Below are 15092 nucleotides of genomic sequence, written 5' to 3'. Positions count from 1 at the left end.
TTAAATTTGGTGCAATTTGGCACTTAAGCTATTTCTAAAAATAGGCAATTGCTCGCGCAGCTCATTAGAAAGCTGTGCTTTTTGCTCTTGCAATTCTTGCTTAAATAATGCAAGTTTCTTGTCATTCTCAGCCTTTTTGGCATTTATGTTTTGCTCATAAGCATGTTTAGCCTCTTTTGTAGCAGTTTCCAGAATCTGCGCAGCTTCTTTCCTCGCAAGAGCAAGCGTTTGTGCTATCTCATCATCAATATGTTGAGTTTGCTCCTTGTGGCTTTGAGCATTTGACAAATCACGCGCAATAGCATTATCCCTTGCATTCATAAAGGCAAACATAGGCTTAAAAAGCCATTGATTGAGTACATAGATGAGAAACATAAAGGTGATAAAAACAAGTAGCATAAGATAGGGATTGAGGGTAATGCTCATCGCATCTCCTTATGAAAAATTTAAAAACTCCAAATATTCTAACAAGTTAAAATATATTAAACCTTAAAAGTATAGTTTATTTTGAAATTTTTTTTATTAAAGTGGTAATTTCAGCATCACTTTGAAAATTAATGCTCACTTTTGAAGCATTAATTTGACTTTTTATGCCTATAGATTTAAGTTTATTTTGGAGTGTTTGCAATAGGTGATTATCAAGTGTTTTTGTGTATGCTTTTAGATTATTCTTAGTATGTTTATCTTTTATTTTTTTGATGAGTGTTTCAGTATCGCGCACATTTAGTTTCTGCCCTATGATAGAATCTGCAAGCAGTTTTTGCTCCTTTTCATCAAGCGTAACAAGCATTTTTGCATGCCCTTGAGTGATTTTATCTTCTGCAATCATTTGTTGAATTTCAGGACTTAATTGCAGGAGTCGCAGCGTATTTGTGATATGCGCGCGCGATTTATTCACGCGTTTGGAGAGCTCCTCATGCGTTATGCCATATTCCTCAAGCAGTTCTTGATATGAAAGAGCAAGCTCAATGGCATTTAAATCCTCGCGCTGAATGTTTTCAATAATGGCTAATTCGCGCAGATGCTTTTTATTAACTTCTGCTACAATCGCTCTAATACTGCTTAATCCCGCAAGCCTAGAAGCCCTTAGCCTACGCTCCCCAGCGATAAGAATATAATCGCCATCGCCATTATCATAGACAATAACAGGTTGAAGCAACCCATGCTCTTTTATAGATTCTGAAAGTTCCTGCAAAGCTTGAGAATTGAAAGTCTTGCGCGGTTGATGTGGATTTACCTTAATGACATCAATATCAAGCTCTAGCACGAGCGATGAATTATCGCTAAGGCTTTGCTCATAAGCTTCTGCTGTTTCGGAGAGAATGGCGCCCAACCCTCTGCCTAGTGCCTTCTTTTTTGCCATTATGCTTACGCCCCTTGTAGGATTGCTCTAGCGAGATTTTCATAGGCGATACTGCCATTTGAACGCGTATCATACAGCATTATAGGCTTTCCAAAGCTTGGAGATTCTGCGAGCTTCACGCTGCGCGGCACAATGATAAACTCATCTTCATCTTTAAAAAGCTCTTTACTAAAATGCTGTTTAAGCTCGTTAAACACCTGCCTTGAGAGATTATGCTGCCCTGAATACATAGTAGGCAAAAAGCCTTTGATGTAAAGATTTGGATTAATCGTATCTTTTAAAAGCTTTATAGTTTGCAAAAGTTGCGCCAAGCCCTCAAGGGCGAAAAATTCACATTGAATAGGCACGATTACAGAATCTGCAGCCGCTAGCGCATTGACTGTAAGCGAGCCAAGCGCTGGCGGAGAGTCAATAATGATAAAGTCATACTGCTCTTTGACTTCTTCAATTTTTTTACTTAAAAGTAGCTCGCGCCCTTTGGCGTTATTCTTATTATAAAATTCTTTCTCAATACCTGCTAGCCCGATATTTGATGGCGCAATATCAAGGTTTTGCACATCAGTTTTAAGTATGATTTGGGAGAGTTTTTTAGAGCCTGTAAGCACATGATAAATATCAGATTCTATCTCATTGCGGCGGATACCAAAGTTTGTGGTCGCATTCGCCTGCGGGTCATAATCAATCACAAGCACGCGCTTTTTTGCCGATGCCAAAAAGGCTGCTAGATTCACTGTAGTGGTCGTTTTACCTACACCACCTTTTTGATTGGCTATGGTTATAATTTCACACATTTCTAAAACCTCCATCATCGTAAGCTATAAAAATTTTCTCCATTAATGTTAAGCGAGCCGTCTTCATTGAGTGTAGCGTCTTTGAGGCAGATTCGCTGTTGATGAAAATGAAAAAAATAGGATTTGTTTTTGTGAAATTCTAACTTATAAATACTAAAAATCTGCTTCCAAGAATGAAAATTTTTAAAGCTTTCAAAAAAATCATTCAAAAAGGTTTGTGGCTTTAAATTTGCGCTTATCAAATCTTCTAAACTACCATATTTTGAGGGCTGTGGGCTACTAAGATTAATGCCAATGCCACATATAAGAGCATTTTTAACCTTTTGCGTGAGAATCCCCCCCATTTTGCGCTTTTTAATATATAAATCATTAGGGTATTTAAGCCATACTTGCGAGCCAAGCGAGGCGAGGAATTGCTGCATTATCACACCAAAAAAAATGGAGCTAGATTCTATCTTTAAATCCCTAGGCAAACTCTCACAAGAGAGCGCAAAAGAGAATGCCATAGCTCTTTTTACGCTCTCCCATTGATTGCCTCTGCTGCCTATGGCGTGGCTTTGGTGCGCAGCGTATATGCAAAAAGGCGGCTTGTAGGTATTATCTTTAAGTGCGCTAAGAGCGTAAGTCTGCGTGGATGGCAGCGTGTCAAAATAATAGATATGGTTTTTAAGCGTAGCAATATCTGCCTCTAGCACAGCACATCTCCTACATTTAAGCGTTTCCCACGCACATAAAGTGCTGCGTGAAGCTTGTTTTTACCTTCTTGCTGTAAGGTTTTAATGCGCAGGCTTCCTCGCGCGCAGCCTATGATAATATCTTGTGATTCTATAGCTAGGATTTCACCTGCTTTGTGTGACTGCGTAGATTCTATAAGTGTAGTGTCAAAAAATTTAAGCGTATAGCCATTTGGGCTTTGTATGAAAATATGGGGCCACTCACAATAAGCTAAATACGCACTATACACATCTTTTGCAGAATCTAGCCGCACGCAGCCATCGCTTTTTTTAATTTTCGCACAATAGCTTGCATCTGCATCACTCTGGGCTAAAGGCTCAATATCATCTAAATGCGTAAGCACATATTGGATAAGCCTTGCTCCGCGTGCTGAAAGTTGCGCGCCTAACTCACTAATATTTTGTCCTGTATTGGCCATATAAGAGAGTGCTAGAATCTCGCCACTATCAAGCCTTTGCGTCATTTTCATAGCTGTTATGCCAAAATATTTATCATTATGCACAATCATTTGCTGCATAGGGCTTGCTCCGCGCCAATGCGGTAAAATAGAGGCATGCAGGTTAATGCAAGGCGCAATATCCAAAAATGCTTGAGGGAGTATCACGCCATAGGCGACAACAACAATCGCATGAGGCTTAAGCGCGCTTATTTGGGCGATAAATGCGTCATCAATGCGTGCGGGTTGAAAGATAGGCACACCTGTATGGGCAAGGCTTTGCTTTGTGTGAGGAGGCTTTAGCTCTCCTTTGCGTCCAAATGGTTTATCGGGCTGACAAATAAGCCCTATAATCTTAAAATCTTCACAATCAAAAAGAGGCATAAAAACATTCGTGGCAAAAGCAGGACTGCCCGCTAGAATTAGCCTCATACTAATGCCTTTAAGCCCCGAGAATCTAGAGGGCAAAAAAGTGTGCCAGAGCGCTGCAAGCCATGCAGAAGCAAATCCCTTAGAATATCAAGCTTGCGCCCATGGCTTAAAAACATCATACCATTGCGCTTAAGTAAAAAATCCGCTGCCATAAGTTTAGTTACAATCCCACCTGTGGCAAAGTGGCTATGTGGCGTGTGGGATTCTTGCAGGGCAGATTCTGAAATGCTATGCACAATGGGCAAAATCTTCGCATCAGGGTATTGATGAGGATTTTTATCAAAGTAGCCATCAATATCGCTTAAAATCACAAGCAATTTTGCATCAAAATAATGCGCCACATGCGCGCTTAGCCTATCATTATCGCCAAAGATAAGCTCGCTTGTAGCCGTAGCGTCATTTTCATTAATAATAGGCAGCACATTATGAGCGAGCAGCACATCAATGGTATTGCGCGCAAAATGCGTGCTTTTGCGCGAGTCAAAATCACCTCCAGTGAGCAAAAGTTGTGCGCTAAGGATATTGCATTGCTCCAATGCCACGCGATAAGATTCCATAAGCAAGGGCTGCCCGATACTTGCTAGGGCTTGCCTATTTTGCACACAATCTCTTGGAATTTGTAGCTTTGTGTATCCGCTAGCCATAGCACCAGAGCTTACTAATATCACATCAAAGCGCACTTTAAGCTCGCTTATAATCTGTGCCAAATTTAGAATCTGCCCCTTATCAATTTCCTCTCCATTGCATAAATTTGAAGTGCCAACTTTTAAAACAATCCTTACTTTTTGCATAATTATCTCCGTAGATTCTATATGAGTTTATGTGTGCGTAAATAATGCTCATAAACGCTTTGTATGCCCTCTTTTAGAGGAATTTTAGGCTGCCAGCCAAGCGCATTTAGTTTATGAGAATCCATAAGCTTTTGGGGCGTGCCATTAGGCTTTGTGGTGTCAAAAATAAGCTCCCCATTAAAGCCTATTATGTCTTTAATGAGTAGTGCAAGCTCTGCAATGCTCACATCAGAGCCATAGCCGACATTTAGATGTGTATTTCGCACTTCTGTGTGCTGTTTTTTGAGCATATCAAATGAAATATGTTGCATCACAAATACACAAGCCGCCGCCATATCATCAACATGCAATAACTCCCTTCGAGGTGTGCCATCACCCCATATTTGCACGCTTTTAGATGTTATACCATACTTTTGTAGGTAGTCTTTTAATGCTTCGCCTTTAAGATTTGTATCAAGCTCAACTTGCGTATATTGCTCTTGTGATAAGAGTTTGGCTAAGTGAATTTTGCGCAGCAGGGCGGGGAGGACATGAGAGGTTTCAAGGTTAAAATTATCATTATTCCCATAAAGATTAGTAGGCATAACCGACACAAAATCGCAGCCATACTGCAATCCAAAGCTTTCGCACATCTTAATACCCGCAATTTTAGCAATCGCATAAGGCTCATTAGTGTATTCTAGCTCACTTGTAAGCAATGAATCTTCTCTAATTGGCTGTGGAGCGTGCTTAGGATAAATACATGAGCTGCCCAAAAATAGCAGTTTTTTCACTCCATATTTGTAGGCATTAAAAATAATGTGATTTTGTATGGCTAGATTTTCGTAAATAAAATCCGCGCGGTAAGTGTTATTTGCGGCAATGCCTCCCACCTTTGCCGCGCTTAAAAACACATATTCTGGGCGATGTGCGCTAAAAAAATCCTCTGTAGCGGCAAATGAGAGGAGATTAAGTTCATCGCGCGTTTTGGTAAGCAGTTGCGTGTAGCCCTGCTTTTGTAATAATGCAAGTATGCTTGAGCCTACTAGTCCTCTATGCCCGGCAATAAAGATTTTAGAATCTTTGTGCATGCACTCCCCTTAAATATGAGCTTCTATCAATGCAAAAAGGGGGTATTATATTAAGCCTTATATTAAAACTGCTTAAAAGCTAGTATTTATATCGTATTTGCGCATAGTAGTTGCGCCCCGCTACGAGGTAAAAATCATAGTAGCGATTATCTGTGAGATTATTTAGGCTTAGCGATATATCAATGCCATTTTTAAACATATAGCCGCATTTGGAATTTAGGCTAAATTGCGTATCATAATTGCCAAAAGTATTGCTAAGCGGTGTCGTATTTAAATCACTAGCATAAAAAGCAGGGACATAATGCGCCCATATTGAGCCATAAAAGCCACTTTGGGACAGATAGTTTAGGCTTATATTTGCCATATGTTTGGGCGTGGCAGCGAGTTGATTGCCCTCTGTTTGCGGATTTGCATCATTTTTGACAATGCTTGCAAGTGTAAGTGTATAGTTTCCTTCAAGGCTAAGATTTTCTAGTAATGATAAAGCCGCGCTTAACTCCACGCCCTGAATGCGTCCACGCGCAGTATTGATATTTTTATAAGGGCTAGCCTGTGTGCCAGAGCCAGAGCGATAAATCATATTCCACAACTCTATATTGTAAAAATAGAGGCTTGTTTGTAGCCATTTATTTGTGTATTCTGCGCCTATGTCAAAGCTTATGGCATTTTCTTGCGTGAGGTCGGGATTACTCTCCCAGAATGTCCTATACTGATACATATCGCGTATAGTTGGCATTCTAAAGCCACTGCCCACAGAGCTTTTGAATAAAAGTCCGGGCATAGATTCTATAAGGTAGTTTATGCCCGCTTTTGGGCTTATGTGCGAAATTACGATGCTTTGATTAGTGCGATTAGTAGCAGGATTATTATTATCTGTGAAATAGCCTGCAAAATTTTGCCAATAATCATAGCGCGCACCAAGGCTAGTTGAGAGATTATTAAGCCATTGTGAATCTAGGCTCACATAGCCAGAAGCCACAAATGCCTTTCCCCCATAGCTGCGAAAAGTATCTGTGCGGGAGTTATAATCACGCCAATTTGTCATATTTTTATTAAGTTGCGTGAAATCATAGTGGCGAAATTGCAAAGCGGTGTTGAGCGCGTGCTTTGGACTTATATCAATATGGTAGAGTATATCAAAGTAATTGCTTGATGAGTTTATATCTTGCGTTGTGCCTACTCCGCCATTTCTATCGCTCACGCCTTGCGTTGCATCTTGCCAGAGGCTAAATAAATTAAGCGAGGAGTAGGAGAGCTTGAGGGTAGATTCTGTAAAATTATGCTGATAGGAGATATTTCCCAGTAAATGTGAGTATGTCCCCATACCGCCCCATCCAGAGCCTACAAAATAGTCTTTATTATTTACCAAATCTGTGGGATTGCCCTGCAAATCTGTGATGTTGCTCTTAAAATTTTTAAAGTCATAGGTGTTATTTGAAAAGCTTATCATACTTGAAAGTGTGCCAGATTCACTCACATCATATTCAGCCCTCAAGCGAATATCATAGATTCTGTTTTGGCGATTTCCTCCGCTACCGATAATGCGATTGCCTGCTTTGTCAGTAATTACGCCTAAGATAGAATCTGTATTCTCACCACTTGGCAAAGTAGCGGGGAAGCTTGCATATCCATCAGTGCTTGCAAAGCCAGCGCTTAGCTTTATGCGCAAACTTTTATCAAAAAACGCATCGCCTATACTCGCATAGGCGCGGATTACATTTTTATCCGCACTATCTTGCTTAAATCCATTGCCATAGCCGATGAGAACTTGTGATTGAAATTGCGTAGGCATAGCAGTGATGAAATTTACCACCCCGCCGATGGCTCCTGCACCATAGAGGCTAGAAAAGCTCCCGCGTGCCACCTCCACACGCTCCACATCATAGAGTGAAATTTGATTTAAGATTCTAGCCTCGCCCTCTAAATCGCTTAAAATCACGCCATCAAGCATTACAAGCGTGCCATAGTTAATGCCGCGTATTTTGATTTTTGGACGAGGATTGAAGCCACCATCATTATCTATACGCACACCGGGAAGTTTTTTGATAATATCTGTAATTTTACTATTGGGCGAACTCTCGATGGTTTTAGAATCTACCACACTCACATTGCCCGGGATTTTTTCCACATCAGTAGCAAGCGCATTTCCTGTCACCACGGATTTGCTTAAGGTATGTGTATTCTCCGCATGAGCGATACAAAATATGCATATGAAAATATAAAATATACAAATCTTTTTCATACTTGCTCCTCATTTTATGATTAATATATTACTATTATAATAAAAAATGCTAAATAAATATTACTATTTAACTCATTTGCATATTATTGATTTAATAACTATAAATTTTGATGTAATTTTTGAAATATTTTTGGTCTAAAAATAACTTTTTGGAGCTAGATTCTATGTGTGGAATATTAAAAAGTTTGTGGTGTGTAGGGGCTGTATGCGCATGCTTTGTAGGCATTATGTGGGGTGAGCATAGGCTTATTATGGCAGTGTCTGAAAATATTGGCGCTATGAACCCACAAGGCTATCGTGGCAACGCGATGTTTGCCCAAAATAGCATTTATGAAGGCTTAGTGCGGGTGGATAAAAATGGCAAGATTGTGCCTAGCCTTGCTACTTCGTGGAGTATAAGCGAAGATGGGCTACGCTATACATTTTATCTGCGCAAAGGTGTGCAGTTTTCAAACGGAGAGGCATTTAACGCTAAGGCTGCGGTAATTAATTTCCAAAGCATTCTTAAAAATAGGGCGCGACATTCTTGGAGTGCGCTGGTTGCCAATCTAGCAGATGTGCAAATTGTAGATGAATACACTATCTTGCTCATTCTTAAAAAGCCATATAGTCCCGCGCTTAATGAGCTAGCCACGCCGCGCCCATTTCGCTTCCTCGCTCCTAGCGCATTTCCTAAAGATTTAGATTTATTAAAAACTAATCCAAAGCCCATAGGCACAGGCGTGTATATGCTTGTAGATTCTAAATTGGGCATAAGCGATACACTGCGCAAAAATCCGCACTATTGGGATAAAGCGGTGAATGACAAGCTCTACTATGATGAGGTGGTGTTAAAAGTTATTTTTGATGCAAATGCTAAAATTGCAGCCCTTAGGAGCGGGCAGATTGATTTAATTTATGGGTATGACCAAATTCCAATAGCCATTTTTAATAATCTGCATGAAAAAAGTAAGGAATTTGCCACATATCTTAGCCCGCCGCTGTATAGTGTGAGTCTTGTGCTTAATTCCGCTTCGCCTAATCTTACAGGCAAAAATGAGCAAGAAAGTAAGCAGCTGCGCACTTTTATTGCTCAAAGTATTGATAAAGTCCAACTAATAAAGGCAGTGTATGCGCAAACACAAGAAGTGGCGGATTGTCTCCTTGCATGTCATAGCAAGGAGGCTGTGCGTATGGAGCCACTTACGCCAAATATAGAATCTAGCCCTAATAAGCCGCATTTAGCGCATATACCCACAAAAAGCATAGAAATCCTCTTTAGCGGCGATAATCCAGCGCATAAAATGATGGCTGAAATCATACAGAATGATTTAAAAAATGTAGGCATTAGCGTGCGATTAAGCGCGAGTGAGCCAACTATATATCGCAATCGCCTAATTAATGGGGCTTTTGATATGGCTTTTGGCGAGACTTGGGGTGCGCCTTATGAGCCTTTGAGCGTGCTGCACTCTATGCTTATTCCTAGCCATATTGATTTTAGCGCGCAAAAAGGGCTAAGTGCCAAACCTCACATTGATAAGCGCATTAAGCATCTCATAAGCCTTAGCCCCACATCGCCTATTTTTTATAAAACTTTGCAGGAAGTGATGGGCTTACTCTATGATAGTGGCGTGTATGTGCCGCTTACTTATCAAAAAAATAAAGCCATTGCGCATAAAAAAATTAAGGGCATACAAATGGGCGTGGTAGGCTATGAAGTGCCATTTTGGGAAATGTATGAGTAGATTCTATAAAATATAGAATCTAGACGCAGAGTTGCAAGCTAGATTCTATAAATGTTAGGCTAGATTCTATGTAGCCTATTTGCTGCGTGGCGTGCTGCCGACAATGGCGCGCCAAAGTATGCTAAGTATCAAAGTGAAAAATAAAATTTTAAAAACAAGCTCACTTTGTTTATGCATAGCATTAAACTCCTCTGTGCCTACCGTGCCAAGACTTTGAGCCTCCATAATGTAGGGCATATAATAGAGCGTAAAAAGAAAAATCATAATGACATTAATCCCTCCAACAAGCAGCCACAAGCGGCGTTGATTGCTGCGGGTAAAGGCTTGCGCGCTAAAAAATGTAAGCAGTTCATACAAAATAATTACTATGGCTAAAACATAGAAAAACATACTACTTTTTACGAAAATTTCGCCCATAAGCAAGCCGCTATCACTAATTGAGAGCTGCGGTAAGAATGCAGAAGCCTTAAAAATGGTCGAGGCAGCCATTGCCAAAGTCATAATGCAGCCCGCACCCATACCAAGCAAAAGCAAATAAAGCGCATCAAGCGCACGAATGGTTTTATAAAATCGCATTAAATTCTCCTTGCAGTGTGATAAAGGCGCATTATAAGCAAATATGAATTTATAACATCTTAAGTAGTGCTTTTGTAAAATTTTAGTTTTCACTTTGCATTTGATTTACAAAAAGTTTGCTGGAGGCTTGTTTATGGGATTTTTACAATATGGCTCTTATAGCTGCATTTATAAGCATTTTGCATTAGTGCGTTTGGTGCGCGCTAGCGCAATGCCTCTGCGGGGGGGGGGGGGCAGTCTTATAGTTATTTAATCTCCTTTTACTTTTACGCTCTATTTTTTTCCTTTTATTTTTACTTCTTTTTATATTTTGTAGGCGATTTACTTTGCGCGCAGGGCTTTGGCGATGTTTAGTGGCTTTGGCAAAAATCTATGCACAAAAAAGCCCGTGCAATCCCAAAAAGAGCCACTCGCTAAGGATTCTAGTACTTGTGGCGATGCTTTGTGCAAAGGTCATATTGCTAGGCTTATTCACACTCTATTCCCTCCCCACACCTCCCTTACTCCTAAAGAATATTTAAATTATCGCAATATTTCAATCCTTGCAATTATTAATATTTATTTTATGATTTGTGTATTTACTCCCTATGCTATTTATAGCAGTGATGTATCTCAATTTGATGTAAGCCAAACATACCAAACACTAAGCGCACTCTTTGGTATATGCTTATTCCTTTGTCTTATCACGATTTACATTACAAGCTTTTTTTATCACACAAGATTACTAAAACTAGGCAGTTATGGTGTGAGTGTGATACTTTGCATCGGGTTGGTTTATACTTTTGTATTGGCTGGGAATTATGGGGCGATGAATCATTTTGTGATACAAAATCCCGCCTTTTTAGATATGCAGTTTCGCACGCAGCGATTTACTTATTTTTTTCTATCTGTTGGGCTATCTTGCTTAGTTGTGTTAGTATTTTTTAAATGGCTTAAACATATCTTTGGCATTATTTTTATTACTTTAAGCATACTTACTTGCGTGTCTTTTGTGCAGATTCTATATTCTACGCCAAAAAATACAGAATCTAGCTCTCAAAGTATTGCGCCTTATGAAAATGAGTTATTTTCGTATTCAAAAACGCATAAAAATATTGTCATTTTTGTGCTTGATATGTTTAGCGGCTCACATACGCCCTATATTTTTGCGCAGTTTCCATATTTAAAAGACAATCTCTCAGGCTTTGTGCTTTTTGATAATACGCTATCTACTACAGATTCTACTATCCATAGTATTGCTACACTTATTGGCGGTGAGTATTATGCCGCGTATAATATGAATGCAAGGGGTGATAATCTTAAAGAGAGTATCACAAAAGCCTTTGATGATATGGGAGCGCATTTTGTGCAAAATGGCTATGATGTGGCTTATTCGCTTGCTGTGAGTGCGCAGGGTATCAAAGCCCTTAAGCAATATCAGCAAAGCGGTATTTTTGCCATTGAAAATTTAGGCAGATTCCAAAGTTATTATCTTTATGAGCAAAATTTACAAGAGCAGGTTGAGCGTATTTACAAAAACACTTATAAAGATTATCAAATCGTGCAGCTTTTTAGTGTCGGACTATTTCGCTTCGCACCAGAGCTTTATTTCCGCCCTAGAATCTATCGCAATGGCATGTGGCTTTTAAGGGATACAGAGCATAAAAATAGCGATACACTCGCAAGTATCACGGCTTCTTCATCATTTTACGCCTATACGCATATTGGCAATACAAATGCAACTAAGCCCACATTTAAATATCTGCATTCGTTAATGACACATGTGCCTTATAGAATGTATTTTCACAACAAAAAATGTCAATTTTTTAGTGATAAAAGCGCGTGGAATGATTATGAGCATAACGCGCAAATGATAGAGACAAATGAGGCAATACGCGCATATTATTATCAGCACTATGATACGGAGGCGTGTGCGTTGTTGTATTTAAATGATTATGTGCAATGGCTTAAGGATAATGATATTTATGATAACACACAAATTTTTGTAGTGAGCGACCATAGCGGATTTGATAGTATTGATATACCTATTTATTCGCGCCCTGATGCTTTGTTTTTGTTTAAGGATTTCAATGCACAAGGTGCGTTGGAGGTAGATTCTCGCCTCATGGCAAACTATGACATAGTGAGTATTTTTTGTGAGAATCTACCCAAAGGTTGCCCAAATGTCGCGCCAAATGTGCTTAAAAATTATCCTAAAAATCGCAAAGTTATCCATACTTTGCCTATTTCGTGGATAATTGACTTGCACAAGACAAACCAATGGATTTTTAATGCCGCATACAGCGTGGAGGGCGATATGCACAACAAAGAGCATTGGAGAAGCATTCCTCTGCAGGATAATCAAATCCCAAGCGAGTTGCTCCATGCACATTAATTTATATCACCTTAAGCACTTTTTGCCTACAATACGCGATTTTATTAGCGTTCTTGGCTTTTTAACCTTAGCCTTAGTGGCAAAAGTAGCCAAGTTTGTATCACACTTTGAAAGGTTTTTAGCGTGAAAAGATGGTGTTTTTTAGTTTTCCTGCTTTGTATGGCGCCAAACGCGGCGTTTGCTTATCTTGACCCGGGCAGTGGCTCGCTGTTACTCTCCTCTGCAGTGGCACTCTTTGCCTCTGCGGTGTTTTTTGTTAAAAATCTTTTTTATAAAATCACTTCTTTTAGCTTTGGCGCAAACCCCATAATTATCGGGGGGGGGGGGGTAAGCCCAGCCAAACCTACCAGAGCAACGCTAGTGGGATTGTCTTTTATTGCGAGGGAGACCAGTATTATGGCACTTTTAAGCCCGTTCTTGATGCGCTAGATTCTCTTAAGCACCCTTATACTTATTACACTTCAAGCACTACTGACCCAGCACTAAAGCGCACAGAATCTAGCACTCGCGGCACTTTTCTTTACATAGGGCAGGGGAACAAAGCATATAGCTTCTTAAATCGTTTGCGCGCCGATGTGTTTGTGCTAACAACGCCCGGACTAGATGTGTTACACATTAAGCGTAATCGCGGTGTGGCGCACTATTGCCATATTGTGCATTCGCTCTCTCCTATGACTTATCGCGTGTTTGGCGTGGATTATTTTGATTCTGTATTGGTAGCAAATGCTGTGCAGCGCGATTTTGTGCGCGATATAGAATCTGCACATAATGTGCGCGCCAAATACATTGCCATCACGGGTTCAACTTATCTTGATGAGCTAAGTAATGCTGCCTCGCACATAAAGCAAGATATAAATTCTAGCGCAAAATCTCAAGCGCCCACCATTCTAGTCGCGCCATCATGGGGAAAGGAGACCTTGCTTAGCAAATATGGCTTAGAGCTATTACTTCCACTTGCGCAAACGCAATATAATATCATCATTCGCCCTCACCCACAGAGCTTCATTAGCCCACGTGAGCGGGAGAATATCCACACGCTTCAAAATACTCTAAAAAGCTACGACAATGTGCAATGGGACGAGGGGACGCCTAATATTTTAGCTTTTGCGCGCGCAGATATGATGATTTCGGATTTTTCTAGTGTGATATTTGATTTTGTGTGCTTGGAAGGCAAGCCTGTGATAACTATCGATAACGATATGGATTTAAGCGGCTATGATATGGCGGATATAAATCGAGATTCTATATGGACTTTTAAGGCGCTAGATAGGATTGGCGGGCGGATTAAGGCTGTAGATTTCCCGCGCATAAAGGAGTTAGTAGATAGTGCGCTGTATTCACACGCACAAAGCATTGATGAGATAAAAGCACTTTTATGGCAGCACCCTCATCATGCAGGAATGGTGTCTGCGCTTGAGCTTTTGAAAATTGAGCGCGAAGTGATAGAATCTAGGCTTAAAGCCTATATACAGCCTATCTCGCGCCTAAGAGAGCTAGATAAGATGATAGAGCAGGGGGTGGCGTATGCTTGAGATACTCTATTACATTTTTATTTATCCCTTGCAAAGTGCTTTGGGCTTTGTGTTTGAGGGAATTTTTGCGCTCTGTGGCAGCCTCCCCCTCTCTATTATCTTTCTAAGCTTTGGCATTAATATATTTTTACTAAAGCTCACTAATCTAAGCGATAAACAGGCTTTAAAATTTAATATCTTGCAATCTAGGCTTAATCTTAAAATCAAAGAATTTAAAAAAGTCTTTAAAGGAGCAGAACTCCAAAGCTATATCCGCACACTTTATAAACAACACCACTTCCACCCCATCTATGCCCTATTCTCTCTAGGAGGATTACTTTTACAAATCCCATTCTTTATAAGTGTGTGGATATTATTTAATCATTTAGAATCTCTAAAGGGTGCTAGCTTTTTATGGATAGATGATTTAAGCAAAGCAGATTCTATACATTTCTTAGGAGATAGCTTTAGTTTTATTCATATATTGCCTATACTTATGCTTATTTTTACCTTGCTTAATGTGTATTATACGCGCACAGATAATACAAATATGGTATTAAAAGGCAAGATTTCAGCAGGCAAAATACAAGGCATATGTATAGCCTTTATCTTTTTTATCTTACTTTATGATATGCCTAGTAGTTTGGTATTGTATTGGACAAGTAATACTCTATTTGCTTTGTGCAAGACACTTTGTAAGAGGGTAAGAGAATCTAAGGAGGAGACAGATTCTGCAAATACACACAATCTAGATTCTATAAAAATTACAGAATCTAATAATAACCCCAAATCAAATACTACGCAATCCTCCTCTTTTGTTACAAATCTTTTTTCTAAAATCTTTACTCCCCACACCTCCCTTACTCCTAAAGAATATTTAAATTATCGCAATATTTCAATCCTTGCTATTATTAATATTTATTTTATGATTTGTGTATTTACTCCCTATGCTATTTATAGCAGTGATGTATCTCAATTTGATGTAAGCCAAACATACCAAACACTAAGCGCACTCTTTGGTATATGCTTATTCCTTTGTCTTATCAC

At 39.6% G+C, this 15092-nt stretch carries 14 protein-coding genes; 5 read left to right on the top strand and 9 right to left on the bottom strand.

The annotated features are described in order from the left end of the window. From LS71_RS07225 to LS71_RS07190, 8 genes are all read right to left on the bottom strand, one after another. Positions 1-426 (bottom strand): FoF1 ATP synthase subunit B', encoded by a 426-nt coding sequence (locus tag LS71_RS07225; protein ID WP_034353522.1) that lies wholly within the window; start codon positions 424-426, stop codon positions 1-3. Between the two features lie 76 nt (positions 427-502). Then, positions 503-1363, bottom strand: coding sequence for a ParB/RepB/Spo0J family partition protein (locus LS71_RS07220; RefSeq protein ID WP_034353519.1), 861 nt, complete (start codon positions 1361-1363; stop codon positions 503-505). Positions 1364-1368: 5 nt separating this feature from the next. Beyond that, entirely contained in the window at positions 1369-2154 is a 786-nt protein-coding gene (locus LS71_RS07215) for a ParA family protein (RefSeq protein ID WP_034353599.1), read from the bottom strand. 14 nt (positions 2155-2168) lie between these two features. Beyond that, the gene (locus tag LS71_RS07210; RefSeq protein ID WP_034353515.1) at positions 2169-2849 is read right to left on the bottom strand and encodes a biotin--[acetyl-CoA-carboxylase] ligase; all 681 of its coding nucleotides are present in this window, start codon (positions 2847-2849) and stop codon (positions 2169-2171) included. Then, complete coding sequence (locus LS71_RS07205) at positions 2843-3757, bottom strand: methionyl-tRNA formyltransferase (protein WP_034353512.1); 915 nt, start codon at positions 3755-3757, stop codon at positions 2843-2845. Before LS71_RS07205 ends, LS71_RS07210 begins: the two co-directional genes overlap by 7 nt. Continuing rightward, entirely contained in the window at positions 3754-4548 is a 795-nt protein-coding gene (proB, locus tag LS71_RS07200) for a glutamate 5-kinase (RefSeq protein ID WP_034353509.1), read from the bottom strand. The genes LS71_RS07205 and proB overlap by 4 nt, the downstream gene beginning before the upstream one ends. 17 nt (positions 4549-4565) lie before the next feature. After that, on the bottom strand, positions 4566-5618 hold the full coding sequence (locus LS71_RS07195; RefSeq protein WP_034353506.1) for a GDP-L-fucose synthase family protein: 1053 nt from the start codon (positions 5616-5618) through the stop codon (positions 4566-4568). Between the two features lie 79 nt (positions 5619-5697). Further along, the gene (locus tag LS71_RS07190) at positions 5698-7860 is read right to left on the bottom strand and encodes a TonB-dependent receptor (protein ID WP_034353503.1); all 2163 of its coding nucleotides are present in this window, start codon (positions 7858-7860) and stop codon (positions 5698-5700) included. Positions 7861-7979: 119 nt separating this feature from the next. Between LS71_RS07190 and LS71_RS07185 the strand changes: the two genes are divergently transcribed. After that, entirely contained in the window at positions 7980-9584 is a 1605-nt protein-coding gene (locus tag LS71_RS07185; RefSeq protein WP_238700379.1) for a nickel ABC transporter substrate-binding protein, read from the top strand. Between the two features lie 75 nt (positions 9585-9659). Here the strand turns inward: LS71_RS07185 and LS71_RS07180 are convergent, their stop codons facing one another. Continuing rightward, positions 9660-10160: a DUF4149 domain-containing protein gene (locus LS71_RS07180; RefSeq protein ID WP_034353498.1), complete on the bottom strand. Its 501-nt coding sequence runs from the start codon at positions 10158-10160 to the stop codon at positions 9660-9662. Positions 10161-10506: 346 nt separating this feature from the next. Between LS71_RS07180 and LS71_RS07175 the strand changes: the two genes are divergently transcribed. From LS71_RS07175 to LS71_RS07160, 4 genes are all read left to right on the top strand, one after another. Continuing rightward, on the top strand, positions 10507-12534 hold the full coding sequence (locus LS71_RS07175; protein ID WP_238700378.1) for a sulfatase-like hydrolase/transferase: 2028 nt from the start codon (positions 10507-10509) through the stop codon (positions 12532-12534). Positions 12535-12657: 123 nt separating this feature from the next. Further along, the gene (locus LS71_RS07170; RefSeq protein ID WP_138109883.1) at positions 12658-12963 is read left to right on the top strand and encodes a hypothetical protein; all 306 of its coding nucleotides are present in this window, start codon (positions 12658-12660) and stop codon (positions 12961-12963) included. Between the two features lie 146 nt (positions 12964-13109). Then, positions 13110-14066: a CDP-glycerol glycerophosphotransferase family protein gene (locus LS71_RS07165; protein ID WP_238700377.1), complete on the top strand. Its 957-nt coding sequence runs from the start codon at positions 13110-13112 to the stop codon at positions 14064-14066. Next, positions 14059-15092, top strand: a 1034-nt coding sequence (locus LS71_RS07160) for a YidC/Oxa1 family membrane protein insertase (RefSeq protein WP_138109881.1), incomplete at its 3' end; no start/stop codon positions are given. The genes LS71_RS07165 and LS71_RS07160, both read left to right, overlap by 8 nt.

The sequence above is a fragment of the Helicobacter jaachi genome (genome assembly GCF_000763135.2).
In the GTDB taxonomy this organism is placed as follows: Bacteria; Campylobacterota; Campylobacteria; order Campylobacterales; family Helicobacteraceae; genus Helicobacter_C; species Helicobacter_C jaachi.
This window is presented reverse-complemented; position numbering and strand designations above follow the sequence as displayed.